The 23,703-nt window shown below is 63.2% G+C and carries 22 protein-coding genes and 1 pseudogene; 15 read left to right on the top strand and 8 right to left on the bottom strand.

Going from position 1 to position 23,703, the window contains the following annotated elements; translation table 11 throughout:
- Positions 1-625 (bottom strand): PE family protein (locus A9X01_RS24190; RefSeq protein ID WP_155772256.1); only part of this gene is annotated, 625 nt, incomplete at its 3' end.
- Between the two features lie 334 nt (positions 626-959).
- Here A9X01_RS24190 and A9X01_RS24195 point away from each other — a divergent pair.
- Entirely contained in the window at positions 960-1,991 is a 1,032-nt protein-coding gene (locus A9X01_RS24195) for a hypothetical protein (protein WP_065123153.1), read from the top strand.
- A 27-nt stretch (positions 1,992-2,018) separates the two neighbouring features.
- Here A9X01_RS24195 and A9X01_RS24200 read toward each other — a convergent pair whose 3' ends face one another.
- Entirely contained in the window at positions 2,019-3,071 is a 1,053-nt protein-coding gene (locus tag A9X01_RS24200) for a hypothetical protein (RefSeq protein ID WP_065123179.1), read from the bottom strand.
- Between the two features lie 136 nt (positions 3,072-3,207).
- Here A9X01_RS24200 and A9X01_RS24205 point away from each other — a divergent pair, with 136 nt between their 5' ends.
- Complete coding sequence (locus A9X01_RS24205; RefSeq protein ID WP_065123154.1) at positions 3,208-5,784, top strand: excinuclease ABC subunit UvrA; 2,577 nt, start codon at positions 3,208-3,210, stop codon at positions 5,782-5,784.
- On the opposite strand, the gene A9X01_RS24210 is transcribed toward A9X01_RS24205, so the two are convergent.
- Entirely contained in the window at positions 5,769-6,701 is a 933-nt protein-coding gene (locus tag A9X01_RS24210) for a DUF389 domain-containing protein (protein ID WP_065123155.1), read from the bottom strand. The two genes, A9X01_RS24205 and A9X01_RS24210, sit on opposite strands and share 16 nt — an antisense overlap.
- 335 nt (positions 6,702-7,036) lie before the next feature.
- Between A9X01_RS24210 and A9X01_RS24215 the strand changes: the two are divergent.
- A pseudogene (locus A9X01_RS24215) lies at positions 7,037-7,333 on the top strand (ABC transporter); the annotation flags it as partial.
- Positions 7,334-7,347: 14 nt separating this feature from the next.
- Here the strand turns inward: A9X01_RS24215 and A9X01_RS24220 are convergent.
- On the bottom strand, positions 7,348-8,499 hold the full coding sequence (locus A9X01_RS24220; RefSeq protein WP_081282611.1) for an alpha/beta fold hydrolase: 1,152 nt from the start codon (positions 8,497-8,499) through the stop codon (positions 7,348-7,350).
- Positions 8,500-8,578: 79 nt separating this feature from the next.
- On the opposite strand from A9X01_RS24220, the gene A9X01_RS24225 reads away from it, so the two are divergent.
- Positions 8,579-9,445 (top strand): alpha/beta fold hydrolase, encoded by an 867-nt coding sequence (locus tag A9X01_RS24225; RefSeq protein WP_065123157.1) that lies wholly within the window; start codon positions 8,579-8,581, stop codon positions 9,443-9,445.
- On the opposite strand, the gene A9X01_RS24230 is transcribed toward A9X01_RS24225, so the two are convergent.
- Positions 9,434-10,618, bottom strand: coding sequence for an ATP-grasp domain-containing protein (locus tag A9X01_RS24230; protein ID WP_065123158.1), 1,185 nt, complete (start codon positions 10,616-10,618; stop codon positions 9,434-9,436). The two genes, A9X01_RS24225 and A9X01_RS24230, sit on opposite strands and share 12 nt — an antisense overlap.
- A 367-nt stretch (positions 10,619-10,985) precedes the next feature.
- Complete coding sequence (locus A9X01_RS24235; protein WP_081282604.1) at positions 10,986-11,849, bottom strand: alpha/beta hydrolase; 864 nt, start codon at positions 11,847-11,849, stop codon at positions 10,986-10,988.
- Positions 11,850-12,153: 304 nt separating this feature from the next.
- Here A9X01_RS24235 and A9X01_RS24240 point away from each other — a divergent pair, with 304 nt between their 5' ends.
- The 5 genes from A9X01_RS24240 to A9X01_RS24255 all read left to right on the top strand — a co-directional run bounded on the left by A9X01_RS24240 (position 12,154) and on the right by A9X01_RS24255 (position 16,665).
- On the top strand, positions 12,154-13,479 hold the full coding sequence (locus tag A9X01_RS24240; protein WP_172832600.1) for an aromatic ring-hydroxylating oxygenase subunit alpha: 1,326 nt from the start codon (positions 12,154-12,156) through the stop codon (positions 13,477-13,479).
- A complete protein-coding gene (locus tag A9X01_RS24245; RefSeq protein ID WP_081282605.1) occupies positions 13,476-14,006 on the top strand; it encodes a 3-phenylpropionate/cinnamic acid dioxygenase subunit beta in 531 nt (176 codons plus the stop codon). The genes A9X01_RS24240 and A9X01_RS24245 overlap by 4 nt, the downstream gene beginning before the upstream one ends.
- 14 nt (positions 14,007-14,020) lie before the next feature.
- Complete coding sequence (locus A9X01_RS29520) at positions 14,021-14,278, top strand: hypothetical protein (RefSeq protein ID WP_081282606.1); 258 nt, start codon at positions 14,021-14,023, stop codon at positions 14,276-14,278.
- Positions 14,279-14,583: 305 nt separating this feature from the next.
- Positions 14,584-15,894 carry a lipase family protein gene (locus A9X01_RS24250; protein ID WP_081282607.1) on the top strand — a complete coding sequence of 437 codons (1,311 nt, stop codon included), beginning with the start codon at positions 14,584-14,586 and terminating at the stop codon, positions 15,892-15,894.
- 3 nt (positions 15,895-15,897) lie between these two features.
- Complete coding sequence (locus A9X01_RS24255; RefSeq protein ID WP_065123161.1) at positions 15,898-16,665, top strand: SDR family oxidoreductase; 768 nt, start codon at positions 15,898-15,900, stop codon at positions 16,663-16,665.
- Here the strand turns inward: A9X01_RS24255 and A9X01_RS24260 are convergent.
- Both A9X01_RS24260 and A9X01_RS24265 read right to left on the bottom strand, forming a co-directional pair.
- Complete coding sequence (locus A9X01_RS24260; protein ID WP_155772258.1) at positions 16,655-17,896, bottom strand: alpha/beta hydrolase family protein; 1,242 nt, start codon at positions 17,894-17,896, stop codon at positions 16,655-16,657. The two genes, A9X01_RS24255 and A9X01_RS24260, sit on opposite strands and share 11 nt — an antisense overlap.
- 77 nt (positions 17,897-17,973) lie before the next feature.
- Positions 17,974-19,032 (bottom strand): LuxR C-terminal-related transcriptional regulator, encoded by a 1,059-nt coding sequence (locus tag A9X01_RS24265; protein WP_065123163.1) that lies wholly within the window; start codon positions 19,030-19,032, stop codon positions 17,974-17,976.
- Positions 19,033-19,268: 236 nt separating this feature from the next.
- Here A9X01_RS24265 and A9X01_RS24270 point away from each other — a divergent pair, with 236 nt between their 5' ends.
- The 6 genes from A9X01_RS24270 (at position 19,269) to A9X01_RS24295 (ending at position 23,694) form a co-directional block, all read left to right on the top strand.
- Positions 19,269-19,868, top strand: a complete 600-nt coding sequence (locus tag A9X01_RS24270; RefSeq protein ID WP_065123164.1) for an amino acid synthesis family protein — start codon at positions 19,269-19,271, stop codon at positions 19,866-19,868.
- The gene (locus A9X01_RS24275) at positions 19,865-21,106 is read left to right on the top strand and encodes an amidohydrolase family protein (RefSeq protein ID WP_065123165.1); all 1,242 of its coding nucleotides are present in this window, start codon (positions 19,865-19,867) and stop codon (positions 21,104-21,106) included. The genes A9X01_RS24270 and A9X01_RS24275 overlap by 4 nt, the downstream gene beginning before the upstream one ends.
- A gap of 6 nt (positions 21,107-21,112) precedes the next feature.
- Entirely contained in the window at positions 21,113-21,316 is a 204-nt protein-coding gene (locus A9X01_RS24280) for a ferredoxin (protein WP_065123166.1), read from the top strand.
- A 3-nt stretch (positions 21,317-21,319) separates the two neighbouring features.
- Complete coding sequence (locus A9X01_RS24285) at positions 21,320-22,495, top strand: NAD(P)/FAD-dependent oxidoreductase (RefSeq protein ID WP_065123167.1); 1,176 nt, start codon at positions 21,320-21,322, stop codon at positions 22,493-22,495.
- Between the two features lie 64 nt (positions 22,496-22,559).
- Entirely contained in the window at positions 22,560-22,850 is a 291-nt protein-coding gene (locus tag A9X01_RS24290) for a hypothetical protein (RefSeq protein WP_172832602.1), read from the top strand.
- 10 nt (positions 22,851-22,860) lie between these two features.
- Positions 22,861-23,694, top strand: a complete 834-nt coding sequence (locus A9X01_RS24295) for a DODA-type extradiol aromatic ring-opening family dioxygenase (RefSeq protein ID WP_065123169.1) — start codon at positions 22,861-22,863, stop codon at positions 23,692-23,694.
- Positions 23,695-23,703 lie beyond the last annotated feature (9 nt).

The following is a 23,703-nucleotide window of genomic DNA, read 5'->3' on the forward strand; positions in this document are numbered from 1 at the left end:
TGCCCGCACCGGCACCCGCGTTGGCAGTACCGGCCGCGCCGCCGGCCCCGTTACCCGTGCCTGCCATGCCCGATCCGCCGTTGCCGCCGTTGCCGCCGCGGCCCCACAGCCCGGCCGCGCCGCCGGCCCCGCCAGTACCGCCGGCCCCGTTACCCGTGCCTGCCATGCCCGATCCGCCGTTGCCGCCGTTGCCGATCAGCCACCCGCCGGCTCCGCCGGCTTGCCCAGTACCTGGCAGTCCGTTGGCGCCGTCACCGATCAGCGGGCGACCGGTCAGCGTCACGAAGGGTGAATTGATGACACCCATTACCGCGTCCTGCGCAGCCTGCAGCGGTGACGTGGCCGCGGCCTCCGCGTTGGCATACGAGACGCCACTCGCGGCCAAGGCCCGCACAAATCCGTCACTAAATGCGGCCGCCTGCGCCTTGAGTGCCTGGTACTCCTGGCCGTGGGCGGAAAACAGCGTCGCGACCGCCTTCGACACCTCGTCACCGGCAGCTGCCAGCACCTGCGTCGTCGACGCTGCCGCCGCCTCATGGGCGACCCGCAGCGCAGACTCGATACGGGCCAAATCTGCTGCGGCCGTGGTCATTACTTCCGGCGTCACGATCACAAACGCGGTCATGGTGTATTCCTCCATGTGGCTCGGCGGCAACCGCTCGACCCAAGCGTTGCCCCAAACAGCGGAGGTGTCTTACGTAAGTCACTACTTCAATCGCGGCGCACTCTGGCCGAGCCGCGCGCAGTAGCGCGCGCCTCGGCGGTCCGAATGAATTCGATGCGGGAGGAGAGACCGGCCGTTCCGAAATCAATTGCGGGTTCGAGCGATCGTCGGCATTGCTGGTCGCTCCTGAACATGTTTCAACGCAATGCGCCGGGTGAGTCCGGTGCCGCGTGAACGCTGGGTGTTGCGCGAATGTTGGGCTCGGTAGCAGCCCGCTGCCGCGACGATCCTGGGTATGAACGTCAACGACCGATCGGCAGTGTCGCGCCAGTTCGTGGCATCCGCCCCGCCCATCTCTTCCAGAATGAACGACTTGGCAACCGGAACGCGAAAGGGGATTTTTTACCTCGCCTACACCGTCGTGGCTGCGGCCGTCTTCGCCTTGACCATGGTGAGGTCGCTGAGACCATGGATGCAGTGGGGCTTGGGCGCGGTGATCGCCGTGATCGTGTTGGCTCCCCTGATCTGGTTGGTCTACGTGTGGTGGCGTTCGCGCCGAGGGGTACTCATCGACGTCACAAGCGATGCCCTGATCGTCAATCGGATTGTCTTTTCACTGGTTGACGCAAAGCTGGGCCCCTGGGCGGCCATGGGCGTAGCGCTCCACCTCGAATCTGGTTCACACCGCTTTGTTCTCGGCGGACGAGACCGTCGGATCGCGCCGTCGACACGACTCGATGGCCCACCGGTTTCGACCGTCGACGCGTGGTTGTGGTCGTCGGAGTTCGATGAGCTTGCCACACTGGGCGGCAGCCTCAGTGGAGCGGACGCACGCGGGCCCGCACCAACGGAACCGACTCGCTGTTTGCTCTTTCCCAACCCTTATCTTGCCGAGCAGCTGGGGTCGTTTGCGTTCCGAAAACACCTCCGCCTACAGCAATCACTCTCGCGGCCGAGCCTGATCGTCGACTTGGACGACGACGCGATCCGCTGGATCGAACCAGACAGCGATGCGCTCCCCGCCTCGGCGTGGCGTGCGCAGGTGACCGCAACACCGGCGGTCTTCCAGCCCGACAGCGTCACGAGCGGCGATGGAAGCACCTATAACTACCCCGCGATCACCGGCCTCGTCGTGTCCCTTTCGGGTGCGCAGCCACTGACCATCGGGTGTCTCGACCTGGTTGGGTCGCGATTCAGATTCACGTGGCGAGGAAATGTTGCCAGCCGCAATGAACGCACTACTCATGTGGTCTCCGGCGGTGACTTGCTCGCACTCGCCGAGAAATTCGGGTTGACCGCGCAGCTGGAAGACGGAGCTATTCGTTGAGTCGCGATTGCGGGGGCCCAGGCCGACTCAGCGGTCGGGTGCGCGCGAGTTCGCTTGTGCGAACCGCTGCCGTTGTCGGATGCCATATGCCGCCGCCCTCACGGCGTCGTCGTCCTCCATCCCCGACCCTAGGGCACCGCCTAGCGTAGAGACCGCCGCCACCAGCCAGGAGAGGACCAACAGCGTTAAGAAATTGACAGGGTGGCCGATGTTCTTGGCGACCAATTGCGGCGGAAGCGTCCACCAGGCCGTCGCCAGCAGCAGGAGAAACAGGGCAGCATGAAAAATCATCACACCGATCAGCAGAGTGACGACAGTAGAAGCGTTGTACAACACCGCTCGTTCACGTTCGTCGGCTGAATGCGGGCGTTCCCATAATTCGTGTTCGATGATGAGCCAGGCGATCAGCGCTGCACTTGCCAGGATCGTCGCACTGCTCAACCGCCATCGGCCCATGGTGTCGGACAGCTGCCACATCGTCGGATACGCGAAACTTACTGCGCCCGTGGCGAATGCCGCCATTATCACCTTGGACATGCCAGTAACTAGTCGCCACGGGCGATTTGCGTAAACCATCCCCGCCAGCAGTCGCAGATGTGACAGAGTTCTCGGCCCGACGTAGCGGACAATCTCGTGGTCCTGCTTCCGCGTCAGTCCCTTCACCGACGGATTGCCCTTGTCCGACTGGCCCGTCACCTCAGCCACGATGGTCTGCGCCAGTTTCACCATCCGGCGATCGATGAACACACCACCGACGCAGGGAATGGAAATTACTCCGAGCCGGCCAGACACGCTGATGTCGGCTAGCACCGGGGTCGTCCCCTCGCGTCGGGGCAAGTCCGTCAGGTAGATGACAATGTCTTCTGGTTCACCACCCGGGTCGATGGTGCCGACAACGTCCGCGACTTCGGCATGCTCGTCGATTGGGTAGGCGTGATGACGCACAGAGACGTCCCACTCGTCGTCTGCCGTGGCCAGGTCCGTGAGCGCAGTACCTAGCCGCCTCGACAGGCGTTCGGCGATCGCCGTGGGCGCTCCCGGATCGGCGACAAGCAAGATTGATGTCGGTTCGCCTGGCATCATCCTCGCCTACCCGGGCTCGAAGCGGCCAAACGTCGGCAGCCACCTGGCTTGACCGCGAGGCTGGGCGTGAGGTGCCGCAGGATCGTGTAGCAAGTGCTTGCGTGGCGGCGGCGCGGGTACTCGTCTGAGCGCTATGACGGAAAGGTCCTACCGAAGCGCGGACGACATAGACCCTTACGTGCGCGTCTACGGCACGCGGGTCCACAACCTTCGAGGTGTTGACGTCGCAGCGCCCCGTGATGCGCTGGTGGCGTTCACCGGCATCTCCGGATCCGGCAAATCGTCGCTGGCCTTCGGAACCATCTACGCCGAGGCCCAGCGCCGCTACTTCGAGTCGGTCGCGCCGTACGCCCGCCGCCTGCTGTTGCCCACCGGCGCGCCGAAAGTCGATGACATCACCGGGCTACCGCCCGCCGTCGCCCTGCAGCAGCGCCGGGGCTCGGCGACGTCGCGGTCGACGGTCGGCACCGTCACCACCCTGTCGAACCTGCTCCGAATGCTGTTCTCCCGCGCCGGCACCTACCCGCCCGGCGCCACGGAACGACTGGATTCCGACGCCTTCTCCCCGAACACCGCGGTCGGGGCGTGCCCGGAATGTCACGGGCTCGGCCGGATCCACCGGGTGACCGAAGAGACGCTGGTGCCGGATCCCTCGCTGACGATTCGTGAAGGCGCCGTCGCGGCATGGCCAGGGGCCTGGCAGGGGCAGAACCTGCGCGACATCCTGGTCACGCTCGGGTATGACATCGACAAGCCGTGGCGGAAACTCCCTAAGCGGCATCGCAACTGGATCTTGTTCACCGACGAGCAGCCGACTGTCGAAATCGACCCGACCCAGCACCCGGTGCAGGCGGATTACTACTACAACGGCACGTTCTCCAGCGCCGAGCGCCACGTCCGCCACACGTTGGCAAACTCCCACAGCGCGATGATGCGTCGCCGCGTGCTGCAATTCGTCGACAGCGTCGACTGCCCGCTGTGCGACGGCTCCGGGCTGCGGCCGGAGGCGCTGCAGGTGACCTTCGCCGGGCGCACCATCGCCGAGTACGCCGCGATGCCGTTGGCCGATCTCGCTGACGTCTTGCGCCCGACGGCTTCGCGGACCGATGCCGCGCCCGCGTACGAGTCCACACAATCCGGCGAGCTGACGGAAGTGGCGACCATGATCGCCGCCGACCTCGTCGCGCGCCTGCAGGTACTCATCGACCTCGGCCTCGGCTACCTCACCCTCAGCCGCCGCACGCCGACGGTGTCGCCCGGGGAACTGCAGCGGCTGCGGCTGGCCACGCAACTGCGGGCCGGCTTGTTCGGCGTGCTCTATGTGCTCGACGAGCCGTCGGCTGGATTGCACCCCGCAGACGCCGAACCGTTGCTCGATGTGCTGGATCGCCTACGGCGGGCGGGCAATTCGCTATTCGTGGTCGAGCACGACATGGACGTGGTGCGTCGGGCCGACTGGATCGTCGACGTCGGTCCTGGGGCCGGCGAGCTGGGCGGAGACGTCCTCTACAGCGGGCCGGTGTCGGGTCTCGCCGACGTCGAGAAATCGATCACTCGTAGGTACCTGTTCGATCAAGCGGCGCCGGCTTCGCGTCAGCCCCGCCAGGCGTCCGGGCGACTTCGGTTACGTGGCATCAACTTTCACAATCTGCGCCACCTCGGCGTGGACCTGCCGCTGGGGGTGTACACGGCGGTGACCGGAGTGTCCGGTTCAGGAAAGTCGACGTTGGTCGTCAAGGTCCTCGGCGACGTCGTGACCAATCATCTCGGCACGGGACGCGCAACCGAGCCGGCCGAAGCCGACGACGACGAAGCCGGCGCCGGCATCGTCGACCTGGATCGCGACGCCAGCGTCGGTGTGGTGGCCGAGGGGGTTGAGGAGATCAACCGGCTGGTGTCGGTGGATCAGCGACCGATCGGGCGCACGCCGCGCTCAACGCTGGCGACCTACACCGGTTTGTTCGACGCCGTGCGCCGCGAGTTTGCCGCGACCCCAAAGGCGCGCCGTCGCGGCTGGACAGCCGGCAGGTTTTCGTTCAACGTGGCCGACGGTCGCTGCCCCACCTGCCAGGGGGAGGGGTTCGTGTCGGTCGAATTGTTGTTTCTGCCAGGCACATACGCCACCTGTCCGGCCTGTCACGGTGCGCGCTACTCCGACGAGACGCTCGAGGTGCGCTATCGGGACAAGACGATCGCCGACGTGCTTGCGATGACGGTCGATGAGGCCTCGACGTTTCTTGCCGATGTCGCCGGCGCCGCGCGGAGTCTGACCACGCTGCAGGAGGTGGGATTGGGCTATCTGCGTCTCGGGCAGCCCGCGACCGAGTTGTCCGGTGGCGAGGCGCAGCGGATCAAGCTCGCTTCCGAACTTCAGCGGCCCCGTCGGGGGCACACCCTCTACGTCCTCGACGAGCCGACCACCGGGCTGCATCCCGCCGACGTGGATCTGCTCGACAGCCAATTGCATCGCCTGGTCGACGCGGGCAATACCGTTGTCGTGGCCGAACACGACATGCGCATGGTTGCGGGCGCTGACTGGGTGATCGACCTGGGGCCGGGCGCCGGCAGCGAGGGCGGTCAGGTGGTTGCGGCGGGCCCTCCGGAAGTGGTGGCAGGTGCGAAATCCAGCCGGACAGCGCCCTATTTGGCGACGCGATTGGCGTCGGCTCAAATGGAAATAGAGGTGACCGGTAACTATCGGCGGCGCTGAGCCCGCCGGCGCGAGCCAGTTTGGAGATACACCCAAAGCACAAGCACCCCCGCCACCACGATTCCCGCCAGGTTGACTCCGAGTTGGGTCGCAGACTGCTCCGCGATCTGCCAATCGCCCACGGTTGCGGCGACCACCGCGAATCCCGCGGCGGGGACCGTGGTCACCGAGATGAAAACGCCGACCAACGCAGATGACTTCGCCGAGACCAGCGACAGCATGCCGGCCGCGCCTGCCAGCAGCGCGACCACGAACGACAGCGGCCCGACCTGAAAGATGAAGTCAACTTGATGGAGCTGTCGGATGGTGCCCAGCCTGATCCAACCTGCAGCTTCACCGCCCAGCACGGTGATCGCCGTGACGCACATAGCCAAGGGAAAACCGACGACCAACGCCAGCGCCGCCCGCCGGGCGAGGTAGCCACGCCGTCGCACGATCGCTACCGCGAGCGCGGCAAGTGGACCGAACTCCGGGCCCACCACCATTGCGCCAACAACGGTGACCGGCGAATCGGTGACGACCCCGACCGCCGCGATCAGGCAAGCCAGGGACAGAAACGATAGGTAGGTGGCGTTCAGCGTCGACTCTTCGCGGGTTCTTTCGGCCAACTCGTCCCAGATGACCGCATCGGCCGGGTCGCCTTCGGCTTCCTTCTCGGCGCGATATGCCGCGGTCGACACCACCGTGTCGACGACATCCAGCGTGATCGCTCCCTGCCGTTTGAGCCCAAGCGTCTTCAGTTCGCCGATGACGTCGTTGGCGCTTTCCCGCGCGACGTCAGCCGTGATCTCGTCACCCCGCGGAACCAGGGCGGCGTCACGGTGGACGACGATATGAGTCACCCCGGCCTCGCGGCGAAGGACTTCGAGCACCGAGTCGCTTGACTCACTTGGAGCGATCACCCGCAGATGGAGCATTCACGGCACCTTAGCGGCACCTGCCGGTTGATGTCCGCGCCGCGCCTCAGCGGGTCGGATTGCCGTTCACCGATTGCGTACCAGGACGGCGTTTTCTGACCGGATCCCGAATCGTCTTACGTATCGGTTCAATGATCAGGTGTAGGCGATATAGAAGAAGCGTTGCGCAGCTTCGGTGGCGGGTCCACAACCTGCGGGGTGTCGACGTCGTAGCGCCTCGTGATGCGCTGGTGGCGTTCACCGGGATCTCTGGATCAGGTAAATAGTCGTTGGCTTTCGGGACCATCTATGCCGAGGCTCAGCGCCGCTACTTTGATTCGGTCGCGCCGTACGCCCGTTGGGGGCACACCCTCTACGTCCTCGACGAGCCGACCACCGGGCTGCATCCCGCGGATGTGGATCTGCTCGACAGCCAATTGCATCGCCTGGTCGACGCGGGCAATTCCGTTGTCATGGCCGAACACGACATGCGCATGGTTGCGGGCGCCGACTGGGTGATCGACCTGGGGCCGGGCGCCGGCACCGACGGTGGCCAGGTGGTTGCCGAGGGCCCGCCGCAAACGGTGGCACGTGCGAAATCAAGCCGTACGGCGCCCTATCTCGCGAAGCGATTGGCGTCGGCTCGGACGTGAGAGGCGACCGGTAGCTATCCGCGGCGCTCAGGTCCGATCCGGGTATTAAGCCCGGTGATCGACCGTGCTTGATGCAGGTGCCTGGCGGCCCATCTGCGGTACATCCGTCGCGCCCAGGACATCCGCTTGGGCGAACGCTCCGCACGTCGCTCCAGTTCGAGCTCGACATGATCGGGTTCGTCGGTTCCGATTTCGATTCGGTCGCGACCGCGGATGAACTTCAACACCAGTGCATCGGGATCCAGTAATTCGCGCTCCCACGCTTCGTGGTCGCTGAGGTCGGCGATGCCCATCGTGTCAGCGGCGTTCTGGAGGACCTCGCCCAGTTCGCCGCTCAGCAATTGACCGAACGCATCGGCGCCTTGGCGAGGATTGGCGATCATCCACGAGTGGTACGCGTCCGGCACCTTGTACAGCGTGGCGTCGGATTCGTTGGCGATGTCGCGCGCGTGCGGAAACGGCACAATCATGTCTTTTTCGGCGTGCACCACCATCGTGGGCATCCCCTCGTGGCGCATGGCGTGCAGCATCGGCGTGTAGTCACCGGACTCGATGATGGCCTTGATCGTCCGGACCGCCGCGAGCGGATAGCGCAGGTTCGGCACTGCGACGCCGGCCAGCACGCGGAAGTATCCGAGTTGCTCCCTAGCGGAGAGTTGCGTCGGGTCGCCTAGCGTGTCGCGGACCGCGGTGTAGGCCGCCCCCAGTGCCTTGGTGGGGGACTTCACGAGTCCCGGGATCGCTGTGTCGAACCGAGTTCCGGCAGCCGGATCGAACAGCACGGTCGCGAGTACTCGCTCCGGGGCGCGTGCAGCCAACTGTATCGCCATGCGCCCACCCATCGAGTGGCCGGCAAATATCGCCTGCCCGACGCCGAGGGCGTCCAAGATGCGCAGAACCGAATCAGCGCGCTCGGTGAAGCCGCATGCGTCGCTGGGCAGGCGCCCGGTGTCACCATGACCAGCGGCATCGACGGCGATCACCAGAAATCCCATACCGGCGATCCGGCTGAGCATCCGCAGATATGCCTTACGGCTCAGCAGCAGACCGTGCATGAACAGCAGCGGCACTCCTCGGCCGCCGACTGAAAGTCCGATCCGGCGGCCGTTATCAAGCTCCACGAGGTGGTGACTCAGCCGGATGCGACTTGCTGCTGTCTCCGTCATGACCACGGCGGAATTCCCGGCGGCCGTGCGTTGAAACACCGGCAAGCGACCGAGCTGTCCCCTTATTACAGTTGAACTGATGACCGGCACTACGCCGAACGAGTTTGTCGTGGCAGAACCGGGCGTCGAGCTCTCGGTGCAAAGCTTCGGGGAAGGCCCGACCGTTCTGTTGGTCGGGGGCCTGGGCATGCCGAGCGTCACGTGGGATATCTGTGGGCTGCCGCAGGCCCTGGTCGAGGCTGGGTTTCAGGTGATTGCGTACAACGCGCGCGGAATGTCGCCATCCTCCGCACCACCCGCGCCGTACTCGGTGGCAGACCTGACCGCCGATGCCGCCGCAATCCTCGACCAATTCAAGGTCGACCAGGCCACTGTCGTCGGCTACTCGATGGGCTGTTATGTCGCGCAGACGCTACTGCGCGACCGCCCCGAGCTGGTGCGTGCGCTGGTCCTATTTGCTGGGCTGCAGCCCTCACCGGTGGGTGCGATGGTAGGGGAGATGGAACTCGGCCTGATTGAGCGTTATGGCGAACTGCCGCGCGAGGTGTTGGTTTTCGAGCAGTTGCTGACGACCCTTCACCTGCCGATGCTGCAGGATCCGGCTACCGTGCGGGGTTGGCAGCAGGCGTTGTCGGCCGGCTATGAAAGCGGTTGGGCAGGCCAGGAGGGTTTCAAGGGACAGTTGACGGCGTCGCAGCAGTGGATCACGTCCGGCGAACCGACCCCGGAGCACCTCGCCGCGATCGACGTACCCACCCTCGTCTTGGCGTTCGAACACGACCTGTTCTTTCCGCCGACCCTCTGCGAGGAGACCGCCCGGCTGATCCCCGGCGCCGAGTTCGCACGGATCGACGGCGCAGGCCACGGCGGCATCTTCACCGCCCCGGGTGACAGCGTCGCGCGAATCACCAGTTTCTGTTGCGCACAACGCGATTCACTCCGGTAACTCTGTGCCGTCCCAGTCGTGGTCGTGCATGAACGCGTCCGGAATGTTCACACGATAGCGAGCGGCCTGGGCGAAAATGGTTGCCGCGACGAGTGGCAGTGCCAGGGTTGGCTTCAGGTCGTGGCGGGTGAAGACGGCGTCGTCGGTACGCCGGTAGTCGCGCAGAAATCCGCGAAAGGTAATGCCCTGCAACGACGATTTCCGCCATCCGTACATGAGCATCCCCGGGCCCAGCATTTTCCTTGCACCTGGTGCAGGCACGATGACCTCGTCGTTCACGCCGAAAAATGCTTTATCGAGTCGTGTTTCGGGATCGAACAACAGAACTCCGCTGGTGGCCCGCGGATTACATTCGACGGTGAAGAGCCCTCGTCCGGGCACCTCGATGAAGTCCAGCCCCATCTGCCCGGTGAAATTGAACGCCTTGACGCATTCGCGCGTCCATTCGGCGATGCCCTCGTGTTGGACGGACTCGAACACCAAACACGATGTGCCGTCGATCGCGTAGCGCACCGGGTAGAGGGCGTGCGCCTTCACCTGGCCGTCGCGGCAAACAGAGTAGGAGCAATAGTTCGTGCCATCGGCCCACTCCTGCGCAATCCAGGGATTGTCCGCTTCGAAACTCAGCCCGCGCGGCAGCTCGCCCGGACGCACCTTGTGCACGTCCTGCGACCCGCGCGAGTACACCCGCTTGAGAGCGAAGGGCTTGTCGAAGTCCAACGCATCGAGGTCTTTCTGGCTGCGGATGAGCGCGAAGTCAAGAGTGGGCATGCCCAGCGTCTTGAGTGCGGCCTGGAACTCGTACTTGTTCTCCAGCCGAGCTTCAAGATCGAAGCTGGACAGGAACAACTTGTGTCGGTCGGGGAAAAGATCCGGGTATCGCTTGATCGTGTTTGCCAGGATCTCGGTTCCCTCGTGAACGGTCACAACAATGTCCACGCCCTCTTCACGGACGATGCTGGCGAGGGTCTGTGTCCATTCGACCGGTTCGAACCTCGGCCGCGGCGCGCGGAACGTCTTCCTGACTGCTGACGAGAACCTGCTCACCGGAAACCGCACCGAGTCGGTGATCAGCACGTCGTGCCCGGCGGCGGCCATCAGGCGGGCCAAGTGGAGTGACAGATAGGACCGACCGAAGGTGATCAGCACGGTCTTGCGACCCAGTCCGGACAACTAACCTCCTAGCGCGAAAACCCGCCGCAAGCTTCGCTTCGTCGACCTCTGGTCGGAGAGTTGAGCCGTCTGCTCCTATCCCTGAGGTCGGCGGTTGGGTCTTTGCTGGGTTCCGCGTTGCGACGTGGTGTCGATGCGGAACCCTCTTATCCGACGCTACTCGCCGGTGGAGTAGGCGTGCGTTGGCGGAGATCCCCTGACACTTCGCGGGTTGGGCGTTCGCCGGTGATGTGGCGTCAGACCTGCGGGTCGGACGGGCGCGCACGGATTCCATCGTGGCGGTCGGTGCTCGTCGACGATATGGCTTCCGCCGATTGCGCGAACGATTACCAACTCGTCGTGCGTCAGCCGCCGCATGATTGCCGACTTAATGGGTTACGGGCTCGCTGGACAGCAGTGATTGTGTTGCCGGAATCGGGGTGTCGGTGGAGCCGCCCCAATCGCCGACGTGTGTGGCGAGCCATCGGTGAATGGTTTGCGCGGTGTGCCTCCAGCCTTCGGCCATCATGACGCCGTGACCCAAGCCAGAGGCGTAGTGATAGTCAGCGCCGAGCAGGTTGGCTAGCCGCCATACCTCTTCTGGTGGGCACAAGACGTCCATCTCGGCCGCCAGCACGAGAATGGGTCCTGAGATTTTCACTGGGTCGATGCTGACCCGATTGCCCGTGACGGCCTGCTCGACGGCCCGCGCCGATTCAGCCACCAGCATGCCGTGATAGCGCCGGGCGTCGTCCTCGCTTGCCGCGGTGAAGAATAGATGCTTGGCGACGTCCAGCGGTGGTGGCTCCCAGAGTTGCTCAGGATCGAACACCAGGTCAATCGGTGCGGGCGAGACCTCGCCGGGCAGGACGGGTGTAATCAGAACCAAGCCCGAGTACGCGTTGGTTTCGGCGAACTTGAGGGTGACTAGCCCCCCCATGCTGTGCGCAACGACGACAGGGGGAACGGCGAAGGTCGCCGCGACAGCGGCGATGTCGTCAGCAACGTCTTCCAGCGGTCGCGACACCGCCTCCGCCTCGGCCAACTGGGCTGAGCCACCATGCCCCCGCCAATTGAGCGCATGGCAGTCCCAGCCCTTTGCTGCCAAGTAGGGCAGGTATTTGTCCCAGCACCATGCCCCATGGCATCCGCCGTGTACCAGGAGCAGTGCCGGGATGTGGGTGATTTGTCCTGGTGTAGTGCGTAATACATGAATGCCCGCGACGTCGTACTCGTCGACGTGAATCGTCATCCTTCAGCCTCTCTGGTGAAGATTCGGGGAATCCGCGTACACCTCGGGGCGATTCATCAGTGAAGTCACGTCCGCCGTATCGCGAGTGTGTCGAGCAGCGTAAGTCTGGGAGTTTCCACCGATCAGCACCCAAATGGGTACTTTTTGCATGGCGCGGAGCTCAACACCCGCGTGGTCCGATGGCCGAGGCAATGTACCCGTTCGGGGGCAACGCTGGGACACCCTCCGGATCCATAATGGAGTCAGAGCTCAGCGACTCTTATTGAAGCAAGGTACTCCCGAATCAACCGGCAGGAGAGGGACTTTGACCACGTTCGCCGATAGCGGGGCGATGCGACTCGTCGAAAAACTGCGTGCCGGCGTCTCGAATGGAATTGTGCCGGCCAAGATCTTCAACGATCCCGAGGTCTATCAGTTGGAGGTCGAGCGACTGTTCGGGCGGACCTGGAATTTCGTCGCCCACGAAAGCGAGATCCCAGAACCCGGTGACTACGTCGTTCGCACCATCGCCGACAACTCGGTGCTCGTCGCCAGGGACGAGAATCGGCGGATCCACCTGCACCTCAACCTTTGTCGGCATCGCGGAAACCAGATGTGCAAATCGGATCTGGGGAACTCCTCACACTTTCGTTGCTCTTACCACGGCTGGGTGTACAAGAACAGTGGCGAGCTTGTCGCCGTGCCGTACCACAAGCAAGCTTTCGGCGGGAACCTGGACAAACGGCAGTGGGGCCTAGTTCCGGTATTGCACGACACGTACGAGGGCCTCATTTTTGGATCGCTCAACCCCGACGTCGAACCTCTAGACGAATTCCTGGGTGGCTTCCAGTTCTATCTCGACTACTTCTTGAAGACGAGCGAGACGGGCGTGGAAGTCTATGGGCCACCAGACATCTGGGAGTCGAACTGCGATTGGAAGTTGTACACCGAGAACGGCTCTGGCGACGGCTACCACACTCCCGTCACTCACCAGTTCGGCTTCCATCTGGGGTACTTCGCCTCGTCGGGCGGCACCCACAGCATCGGTCACAGCGTCCATATCCCAGGCAAGGGCCACGGCATCGGCCTCGGCGAAACCCCTGGCACACCACCATTTTTCGCGTATCCACCGGAGATCGTGGAGTGCCTCAACCGGCGTCTAACGCCCGCCCAGATCAAGGTCTTCGCCCCAGTGCGCACCGCCGTCGGGATCGCATTCCCGAACCTGTCGTTCTTGAGTCAGCCGTTCAGCCCGGTCCCGGGCGAGCCTGGCATCCGGTTCACCACGCTACGCCACGTGCGTCCGTTATCCGCGGGTCGAATGCAGATGTCGTCGTGGTGCCTGGTGCCCAAGGCCGCCTCGGATGAGTACAAGAGCGAGGTTTATCGCGCCTATACGTTGGCCTTCGGTCCCGGGGGAATGTTCGAGCAGGACGACATGGAGAACTGGACGAACATCACCCGACAGCTGAGGGGATCTGTCGTGCGCGAACTCGACTTCCCGTACGTCATGGGTCTGGATCAACAACCGGTTGCGGGCTTCCCCGGACCCGGACGGGCATACCAGCCATACATGAATGATGCGAACTTCAGGAACCTGTGGTCCACCTGGGCGGCGTACCTATCGGGCGACAGGGAGCGGGGCAAATGACCACCGCGCACGCACATTCCTTCGGTGCAACCGTACCGATGGACACCCACTACGAGGTAGCGCAATTCCTGTATCGCGAGGCGCAACTGCTCGATGAACGGCGCTTCAAGGAGTGGATCGAGCTGTTTACCGAAGATGCGCGGTATGTGATGCCGGTGCGATTGAACCGCGAGGACGGTGCGGCATGGGAATCGCACTCGAAGTCGTTCGACGACACCCGGCAGACGCTTGCCATCCGAGTGAACCGGCTGAGCACCGAGTACGCCTGGGCCGAGCAGCCCCCGTCACGAGTGCGTCATTTCATCACCAACCTCACCACTGAGATGACTCCGGACCCGACGGAATTGGTCGCACGGTCGAATGAGTTGATTTACCGCAGTCGCGGGGACGCCACGGAGTACAACATCATCTCTGCCCAACGGGTCGATCGGTTGCGCCGCACGGACGTCGGTTGGAGGATCGCGCATCGCTGGGTGGCGCTCGACCAAAGCACTCTGTCGACACACAACCTGTCGATGTTCTTCTGAGTGAGGCCGTCGGCATGCCCCAGCCACAAGAAGACTTCGCTCCGGACGGTATCCGGCTGACCAATGAGTTTGCCGAGGTGGTTCTCCGGCTGGCGGCTCGGGGCAATGGGACACGGTTACATATTCAGTCGCTCCGGCGGGGAACCGAAGTATTTATCGATCCTGTCGTCTTAGAGGCATTGACGGCGGTTGATCCCGATGTTTTCACTTCCATACTTGCAGCCACGGTGCCAGGGAATTGGGAAAAGAATTCGCTGCGCTACGACGGATAGCGCTGTTCTTGCGAGTCATATCACCGCCAGCGCAGTACACGCCGTGCCTGCCTAGTCGGCGAATTGCATTGTAGCGCCGACTTTACACGCTCATCGCGACTGCAAATCAGCGTCGGCCAGTGTCGCTCGATCGTCGGCGTGCTGCGCATTCAAAAGTACTCCACTGGGTGACAAAAGACATTAGTCCTATCAATAAAATTTGACGTGGATCACACAAGTCACTCAAGGAGATCACAATCACATGAACTTTTCCCATCATAATTTCAATTCAGCTTCCGCGATGCACGGCGAAGTGCAGTAAAAAGATGTTTCCTCAAAATGGTTTGAACGCGATCAAGCGTTTTGCTGTTGTGGCGGTAGTGTTGGCTGTCCTGGCCTCCTTGGCCGGTGCTGCACACCTGACGGCCAGCGCCGACGAAAGTCAATACACCGAGTTCTACACGATTCCTGATCCGTTACCCGATGGTGTGCCGGGTGACCTCATCCGATCCGAGCCATCACGGTTGGTGCTGGAACCATCCGGTCAGCTCGGTGCATACGTTGCGAGCGGAACGCGAATCATGTACCGCAGCAACGATAATCGTGGCGCGCCGATCGCAGTGACCGGTACCTACTATGAACCCGACAATCCGTGGCCGGGCGTCGGGCCACGTCCCCTGATCGCTTACGGGCCGAACCTGCCCGGGTTGGGCGACCAGTGCGCGCCGTCCCGGCTTGCCAATCAGGGCATTCACTATGGCGGCGGGACCGACATCACCATGTGGTACGAGGAGGGTTTCATCGCGACGATGGTCGCCCGAGGGTTCGCCATCGTGGTCACCGACTACGACGGGGTTGGCACCGGTCTTCCGTCGCCGGCCTTTATGCGGCTTCCTCAAGGTTATGCCCTTCTGGATGCGGCACGAGCCGCAATGCGCCTGCCCGAGACATCGCTGGATCCCCATGGCCCAGTGGCATTTTGGGGATATGGACAAGGGGGTGGTGCGTCGGCTTCTGCCGTCGAACTCGCTCCGGGCTACGCTCCCGAGTTGCATGTCGTCGGGGCATGGGCTGGCGCGCCGGCCACTGATCCTGTTCTCATCCCACCGTTCGCCGACGGCGGACTGCTCGAGGGCGGGTTGGGCTACTTGGTCAACGGCGTTCTCGCGGCCTATCCAGAACTCCGGCCCGGGCTGATGGAGACCCTCACACCCAGAGGTGCGCAACTTGTTGACCAGACCCGGCTGGAGTGTTTCGGCCAAACCGTCATCAGGTACGAGTTCCGCCACTCACAGCCCTACTTCAACACCGACTATCTCGAGATGCTGGAGACCGATCCGCTCAAGACCGTCTTCGCCGCGCAGCGGGTCGGCACGCTGAAGCCGGCCGCGCCCGTCTTCATCGACATCAACCGCTACGACCCGTTGATTCCGTGGAGCGCAGCCCATCAGACAGCGCTGGACTGGTGCGCCAAGGGTGCCGACGTCCAGTTCTGGACCAACGAGGAACCTCCGATCTTCAACAAGCTGGCAATCAACGACCTGCTGACTTACTTCGTCGACGGAGAGCGCGGAATGCAGTGGGTCGCCGACCGATTCAACGGGATTCCAACGACTCCGAACTGTGGGGAGATCTGAGACATGACACACACGTCGAGAGCCACACAGCGAGTTGCGGTGGTCACCGGCGCCAGCTCAGGAATCGGGGAAGCGACCGCTGAAGTATTGGCAGCCCAGGGCTTTCATGTTTATGTTGGCGCTCGACGCAGCGAACGGCTGCGGCGATTGGCCCAGCGTATTGATGCGACTGCGTTGCCATTGGACGTGACGTCGCAAGACTCTGTCCGTGATTTCGCAGGTGCCGTCGAACGAGTGGACGTGTTGGTGAACAACGCGGGGGGTGCGAAAGGTTTGGCATCGGTGGCCGAAGCGAGCCTGGACGACTGGCGATGGATGTGGGAAACCAACGTGGTGGGCACGTTAAGTATCACAAAAGCTCTCCTACCTAAGCTCATCGACTCGGGTGACGGATTGATCGTGACAGTTACCTCGGTTGCGGCGTCGAATGTCTACGACAAGGGATCGGGTTACACTTCCGCCAAACACGCCCAGGCCGCGCTGCATCGGACGTTGCGCGGCGAATTACTGGGCCTGCCAGTGCGTTTGACTGAGATCGCGCCAGGCCGGGTGAAGACCGAATTCTCGATGGTTCGCTTCGGCGGTGACGAGCAGCGCGCTTCCGGCGTATACGAAGGCATCGAGCCGCTGCTCGCACGGGATGTCGCAGAAGTCATCGGGTTCGTTGCCAGCCGGCCGCCGCATGTCAACGTCGATCAGATCATCGTCAAGCCAAGGGATCAGGCTGCTTCTGGTGTCTTCGCCCGCCGCGGCGCCGATCTCAGTCGATGAGACGGTGGGCGAACCAGTCGGTGAGCCGTGCGGCGGCAACGGCGAGATAGTCATAGCTGCAATGCAGCGAGCCGGCGCCCTCGTAGATGTCGACGGTGACGTCGTCGGTGGTCAGAGCTTCGATAAAACGATGAGCACCGGCGACGTCCATGATGATGTCGCGAGTGCCGTGCATTACATACACCGGCACGGCGATCTGGTCCGCGACACCTTCGAGGGTGAACGCCGCCAATTTGCGACGAGCCTCGGCGTCGTCCTTCGAACCGCTCAGCCACTGTAGTTGTTCTTGCAGCGCAGGATAGAACTCGTAGAAGTCGGTGAGGATGCTCCAAGTGCCACACCACGCGGCCACCGCTTTGACCCTGGGTTCAAACGCTGCCGCGCGAGGGGCGTAGTAACCGCCGAAACTGACTCCGGCCAGACCCAACCGGTCCGAATCAACGTCGTCACGCTGCTGAAGGTGGTCCAGGACGGCGCGCACCGGCACCTCATAGTCTGGGCGGCTGTACATTTGCTTGAATCGCAGCGAGCTGCCGCGGCCTGGCGTATCAATCATGACGACGTTCATCCCTCGTGCGGGAAACTCCGAGCCGCCGAGAAAGTACAGCTCTTCTGCCCACGAATCAGCGCCACCGAGAAACAAGACCGTTGGCCGGCGGGCACCGGAGGCGTCCGGGCGCACGATGTATCCCTCCATCGTCTGGCCTTCGAAGGGCACCTCGAGCTGTTCGATCAACCCGTCCGTCAATTGCGCGGCACGCCGAAAGTTGTTCCGGCCGAGCGTGTATGCCTGCGTACGACGGGGATCATCGGAGGCCAGGAAGAATTCGGAGTGACGGTAGTAGCTGCACGAGCGGAAGAAGGCGCGACGAGCGGTCGTCCGGTCGCCATGAGCCCACGCTTCGTCCCCTTGAGCCGCAACGTCACTGGCCGTCTTGTGCCATTCGCGGTACCAGATTTCGGTGTCGGTGGTCACCGAGCCGATGCGTGCCGCGGTGCGGCTGCACTCGAAAAGGTCGGCTCCCCCCACCGACACCTGAGCCAGCAGACGCATGGTCTGTATCGACCAATCCTCGTCCTGCGGGAACAGTTCGATAACCGATAGCGCGTCCTGGTTTGAGACAGTTGAACCGCTTGTGGTCATGAAGGCCTCTTTCTCATCCATCATTGCTTCGTCGAATCGTCCATTTGCAGCGACGTGCCATGTGGATTCCGGCCGCGCCTGCGTCACCAACCTAGGAGTGCGGGAAGCGCGGCCGCGATCCCCGAACGGGTACCTTTACCTGCCGCTTCCAAGCGGCAGCAGCCTTATAGTTCGGCTTTGTCGCCGTGCGCCCAGATCAGCTGGACGAGCTCCGCGCGATTGTGGACGTCGGCCTTGGCGAAGATCCGCTTGAGGTGCTGCTTCACCGTGTTTTCGCTGACGAAAGCCTCTACCGCGATCTGTTTGGTGGTCAGCCCCTGCGCGACCAACTCGGCGATCTCCTGTTCCCGTCGGGACAAAACGTTCCAAACGGGTAAGGATCTCGCCGCCCCCCGGTCAGCCTGGTAAGCCAATGTCATTGCGGCGTCTTGGGAGTCGGGCAGTCGCATCGACTTCGTGATGAGTTCGCCGTCGGCGTTCTTGATGCTTCGAGTGTGAACTCGCTTGTCCTCGACCCGGAAGATCCGCATTGCTTCGTTGATGGCATCCGAGACGGATTGACCGGTCGATTGCTGTCGTGCCGAGATCAGGTTGCTCGCGGCGCGGTTCTGAAAGAGGACCCGCGACCCTAGATCGGTGATGAAGACCGCCTGAGGCATGCGGTCGAACGCGTCTTCGAGAACGGTTGCCTTGCGTCCGATGCCTTCGAACCGCAGCGCCCGTTCGGCCGCCAGGCCGAGTTGTTCGGAGGCGAACTGCGCCAAGATCAAGTCCTCTTCGGTGAATTCCGACCGGTCTGTTCGCCGGGCAAAGTTGATGGTGCCGAAGATTTTGCCCTTGACAATGACCGGTGCTTCCAGCGAGTGGCAGTAACCCTCGATGGCTAATACCGCGCGCGCAGCTGAGCTTTCCCATATCGAGGAGGAACTGAGGCGCGAGGAATCGATAGGTGCTTTGCGGGTGACGGCGGAGTTCAACACCGGGTCGTCCGCTCGGCCGTAGCGCTCGTACGCGTCCAGAAAGTGAGATGACGTCGATGCGTGGCACGATGCCACCTCGTAGGCGCTTGCGGTGAACCGATACACACCGAAAGCGTCTGAGCCGATAAGTTCGCCGGCCACCGTCATGAACGCCGCAGTTACCTCATCGAGGGTCAGGGCCGCTTGTAACGCGCCGGCGTAGTACCCGCGGACATCAGAGCTTTCGGGGTTCAGCGATTGCATGGTTGTGCACCTTCTGACGTTGACGCATGCCGATGACGGAGCCTGAACGAGGCACTGCATGTGTTCACGCTCACAGTAGACGGTGATTGAAACAGCCTGCGCTCAGGCTGATCCCGACGCGGCACCCAGTTCGGCGAAAGGTCCGGATTTCACCCGGTTGGGGCACGAAATCGAGGTCCCCGGCTTCCTACGCTCGGATTCGAGTTCATCACCGAATCGAAACTTGGAGGCGAAGGGTGGAGCAAAAACCCGGGCTGATCATTCGCAAAACGCTCGCCGTGGTCGAAGAGACCCGACTCGTTGCGGGCCGTTCCGACGGTGTGCCGCTGCGCAAGGTGGCAGTCTGCGCAATCGTCAAGAACCCGCTGGCCGGGCGGGGGTTCGTCGAAGACCTGTCGCCGGTGGTGGAGGCCTCCCGGCAAATCGGTACGTGGCTGGGGTCCGAGGCGGCTCGGTTGCTGGGGGAGCCTGTCGAAAGCTACGGCAAAGGCGGCCTGGTCGGCATCGACGGAGAACAGGAGCACATCAACGCGGCGTTGACGACGATTTTCGGCGACGCACTACGCGACGCCGTCGGAGGCGGCAAGGCGTGGATCACCTCGGTCACCAAGGTCGGCGCCCCAGGTGTGGTCATCGACATCCCCCTGGCTTACAAAGACGAGATCTGGGTGCGCAGTCATTACGACGCGGTTGAGGTCCACATCCCCGATGCGCCCAACCCCGACGAGCTGGTGGTGATCGCGGCCGTCGCCAACCGTGGCCGCATCAACGCGCGGGTCGGCGGGATGACGGTGGAGCAGGCTCGGGAACAGGCGATGGAGAAGGCCTCGCTGTGAGCACCCTCGCCATCACCGGCGCTGATGCCGTCTTCTCTGGTGATCTCGATGACCCGGTGCTGACTGACACAGACACGGTGGTTTGCCGGGAGGAGGTCATCATCGCCGTCGGTCATCACGATGAGCTGATCGACGAAATCGAGAGTGCCGATTGGGTTCTCGATGCGCAGGGCAGCACAGTCGCGCCCGGGCTGATCGACTCGCACTGTCACGTGGTCCTTGGCGATTACACGCCCCGGCAGAAAACCGTCGACTTCTTGGCCAGCTACGTCCACGGGGGGATCACCCGGGTCGTTTCTCCCGGCGAGATTCATGCGCAAGGGCGACCCCACACAGCGCTGGGGGTCAAGGCGTTGGCGATTGCGGCGAAGGAGTGTTTCGACAACTTCCGTCCCGGGGGGATGACCGTTCACGCGGGCGCGGTGGTGTTGGAACCAACCCTGCAGGAGCCGGACTTTGCCGAGCTGCAACGCGCGGGTATTCGGTTGGCCAAGTTCGGTTTCGGTGCTTACTCGGACCCGGCTGATGGCGCCGATCAAATCCGGTGGGCGCAACGCCATGGGATCACGGTGATGTGTCATTCCGGCGGGGCGAGCATCCCCGGGAGTAAGCCGATCTCGCCGGAGCACCTTATGCTTCTGCGCCCCGACGTGTGCGGCCACATTAACGGCGGACCGACTTCACTGGACGAATCCGGTGTCGACGAGGTCATCGAGCAAAGTGACATGGCACTGCAGCTGGTGCAGGCCGGCAATTTGAAGTCGGCGGTTCGCATCCTGCGCAAGGCCGACGACAGCGGCCAACTGCACCGCATCGTCATCGGCTCCGACACTCCCACGGGCACCGGCGTGATGCCTCTGGGGGTAATCAAGACTATTGCCGAGTTGTCGTCGTTGTCGGGGATGGATCCTGCCCGCGTGTGGGCGGCGGCAACTGGCAACAACTCTCGGGTATGGGGACTCGGTGCTGGGCTGGCGTGTGAAGGTGCCGCAGCGGACCTCGTCGTCATGGATGCGCCGTGGGGGTCTACCGCATCCCGGGCGCGGGACGCTCTGGCGATCGGCGACATACCGGGCATCAGCGCCGTGGTGTGCGGAGGCCGGGTGACCGCCCTTCGTAGCCGCAACACACCGCGGGCGGCACGGCTGGCGACCGTCGAGCCGGATTTGCCGCACCTTGACGATGCACACGCGCCTCTGCCGCGGCAACCGCGACATCTCGTCGCTGGGAGGAGATAACTACCGATGAGCTTGAAGGTGCTGATTGATCTGACGGCCTGCCAGGGCTACGCCTGTTGCTTGATGGAAGCGCCCGAGCTGTTCGACCTCGACGATGACTCCGGCAAAGCGGTACTGCGCATTGACGACCCCCCGGAAATCCACCGCTCGCACGCCCTCGCTGCCGCCCGGGCCTGTCCTGCCCGCGCCATCACCGTCGAGAGCGGTTAGTTCATGCGCCGGATCGTTGTGGTGGGCGCCTCGTTGGCCGCGGTGCATGCGATCGACAGACTCCGGGACAGCGGGTATCAAGGGCAAATCGCGCTTGTCGGGGCCGAACGGCGATTGCCGTACGATCGCCCACCGTTATCGAAGGAAGCGTTGCGCACCGGTCCTGATACCGCCAAGCTGCTGCTGAAGCAACCGGATTGGTATGCATTGCGCGACATTGAGCTGCGCCTCGGACGGCCCGCGGTCGGGCTGGACACGCGGCGCCGCCGGGTCCGGCTAGCTGGCGGCGCGTGTCTCGGCTACGACGGGCTGATCATCGCCACTGGGTCACAGGCGCGCCGGTTCCCGCTTTTCGATAACGACGCACACGCGCACACTGTGCGCACGATCGACGACGCGGCAGCATTGCGCACACATCTTGCGGCGGGCAGCCATCTGGTGGTGATCGGTGCAGGGTTCATCGGCCTAGAGGTTGCCGCAACCGCGTCCGCGATCGGTATGGACGTCTCGGTTGTGGAAACGGCACCTACCCCGTTGACCCGGGTGCTGGGTTGCGAAGTCGGAGATTGGTTTAGGCGTTTGCACCAAAGTCACGGAGTATCCATCTACTGCGACAACGTGATTAAACAGGTCGAGCGAAATGGCCACGGCTGGAAGCTGCACTTGCGGGACGGAACGGTGCTTGCCGCCGACGTGGTGCTGGCGGGGGTTGGTGCGGCACCCGCCACGGGGTGGCTGCGCGGGAGTGGCGTGGCCGTCTCCGACGGCGTTGTCTGTGATTCCAGTTTGCGCACGAGCGCGCCCGGTGTTGTCGCCGCGGGTGACGTGGCTCGTTGGTATAACCCTTTGTTCGACGAATCAATGCGCGTAGAGCAGTGGAGCAACGCCGTCGAGCTAGGCCGGAAGGCGGCAATCACACTTCTGGGCGGCGCAGAACCCTTTGCCTCCGTTCCCTACTTCTGGTCCGACCAGTTCGACGCCAAAATCCGTTTCGCCGGGCGAGCCAACGGCGCTGAACATGTGCACATTCGGCAAGACAGTGACACATCTCTGGTCGCCCTGTTCGGCGCCGGCGGGCTGATCCGGGGCGCGCTGTGTGTGAATGAACCGCGGAAATTGGCGCACTACCGAGCTGCCATCGCGGCTCAGGCTCCATGGAATGACGTAATCGACGAATAGTGCTGTTTGACAATGTGTTTCACCCCAATGGGTGACGCGGAAGCCGGCGCGCTTGCGTAGCGTTTTGGCTGCGACCGGCGCTGAAAGGAAGACCGAAGAGCTCGTGTACACGCTCCAGAGATTGCTGTGGGATGTTCGGAAGAATCCCACCCTCGCCGAAAGGTTCAGGGCCGACCCAGACGGCGTTCTCGACGAATATCGCGTCGAGGGCGAGGGACGCGCGGCCATGGCTTCCCTGGATTTGAAAACTTTGTACGACGGCGGCGTCAATCCATATCTGCTCTACTTCTGCGCCTTGCAGATTGGCGTTGACCGTGCCGAATACTACGGCCGCATCCGCGGAGAGATCACCTGAGGAAGAGCTCATGGGAAAAATCGTCGGTGTCTTTACCGCCTCGCATGCTCCGGGCCTCACGGGTTTTCCAGACCGGGCCGAACCCGGCGAACGAGCGGCCGTCCAGGATGCGTTCACCGAGGTGCGACGGCGTGTGGAACAGCTCGCTCCCGACGCGGTGATCGCGGTGTCCGTTGAGCATTTCACCAACTTCTTCCTCAGCAACCTGCCGGCATTCGCGATCGCCACGGCCGAGTCCTTCCTGGGTCCCGTAACTCCCGAGATGGCTGCATTCCTGCGTGTACAGCAACGGCAATACCCGGGTTGTCCAGCGCTAGGTGAACACCTCTATCGATTTGCCCTCGAGTCGGATTTCGACCCCGCGATGGTTGCCGGAGAGCTATTCTTCGACGAGAACTTCTGCGTGCCAATGGAGTACATCGACCCACGGTCACAATTACCGCTGGTGCCGGTGATCGTCAACGGCGTCAACCCACCGTGCCCCACCATGCGGCGTTGCTATGACTTCGGCAGCATGATCAGGGCCGCGGTGGAGGCCCAGAGCTTTGCCGACCGGGTCGTCGTACTGGGTTCCGGCGGGCTGTCGCACTGGGTGGGCATGGCCGAATCCGGACGAGTCAACGAGCAGTTCGACCGCGACTTCCTGGCCCGGATGGAAAGCGGCGATCGCCATCGCCTCATCGACTACACCCAGGACCAAATCGAGATGGCGGGCAACGGGGCACACGAGGTGCGTACTTGGCTGATCGCAGCCGGGGCCGCGGGCTCAGCGTTCGAAACGCTGGCATACCAACCAGTTTCGGCATGGCTGACGGGGACGGCGATCGGCGCCGCCCGGCTGTAGCAGTGAGAA

The organism is Mycobacterium asiaticum, from assembly GCF_001668675.1.
Lineage (GTDB): Bacteria > Actinomycetota > Actinomycetes > Mycobacteriales > Mycobacteriaceae > Mycobacterium > Mycobacterium asiaticum_D.

Excerpts from the sequence above, each read along its gene's own strand:
- A9X01_RS24195 (WP_065123153.1), top strand. The coding sequence starts at position 960 with ATGAACGTCAACGACCGATCGGCAGTGTCGCGCCAGTTCGTGGCATCC.
- A9X01_RS24200 (WP_065123179.1), bottom strand. The coding sequence starts at position 3,071 with ATGCCAGGCGAACCGACATCAATCTTGCTTGTCGCCGATCCGGGAGCG.
- A9X01_RS24205 (WP_065123154.1), top strand. The coding sequence starts at position 3,208 with ATGACGGAAAGGTCCTACCGAAGCGCGGACGACATAGACCCTTACGTG.
- A9X01_RS24210 (WP_065123155.1), bottom strand. The coding sequence starts at position 6,701 with ATGCTCCATCTGCGGGTGATCGCTCCAAGTGAGTCAAGCGACTCGGTG.
- A9X01_RS24220 (WP_081282611.1), bottom strand. The coding sequence starts at position 8,499 with ATGACGGAGACAGCAGCAAGTCGCATCCGGCTGAGTCACCACCTCGTG.
- A9X01_RS24225 (WP_065123157.1), top strand. The coding sequence starts at position 8,579 with ATGACCGGCACTACGCCGAACGAGTTTGTCGTGGCAGAACCGGGCGTC.
- A9X01_RS24235 (WP_081282604.1), bottom strand. The coding sequence starts at position 11,849 with ATGACGATTCACGTCGACGAGTACGACGTCGCGGGCATTCATGTATTA.
- A9X01_RS24245 (WP_081282605.1), top strand. The coding sequence starts at position 13,476 with ATGACCACCGCGCACGCACATTCCTTCGGTGCAACCGTACCGATGGAC.
- A9X01_RS29520 (WP_081282606.1), top strand. The coding sequence starts at position 14,021 with ATGCCCCAGCCACAAGAAGACTTCGCTCCGGACGGTATCCGGCTGACC.
- A9X01_RS24250 (WP_081282607.1), top strand. The coding sequence starts at position 14,584 with ATGTTTCCTCAAAATGGTTTGAACGCGATCAAGCGTTTTGCTGTTGTG.
- A9X01_RS24255 (WP_065123161.1), top strand. The coding sequence starts at position 15,898 with ATGACACACACGTCGAGAGCCACACAGCGAGTTGCGGTGGTCACCGGC.
- A9X01_RS24265 (WP_065123163.1), bottom strand. The coding sequence starts at position 19,032 with ATGCAATCGCTGAACCCCGAAAGCTCTGATGTCCGCGGGTACTACGCC.
- A9X01_RS24280 (WP_065123166.1), top strand. The coding sequence starts at position 21,113 with ATGAGCTTGAAGGTGCTGATTGATCTGACGGCCTGCCAGGGCTACGCC.
- A9X01_RS24285 (WP_065123167.1), top strand. The coding sequence starts at position 21,320 with ATGCGCCGGATCGTTGTGGTGGGCGCCTCGTTGGCCGCGGTGCATGCG.
- A9X01_RS24295 (WP_065123169.1), top strand. The coding sequence starts at position 22,861 with ATGGGAAAAATCGTCGGTGTCTTTACCGCCTCGCATGCTCCGGGCCTC.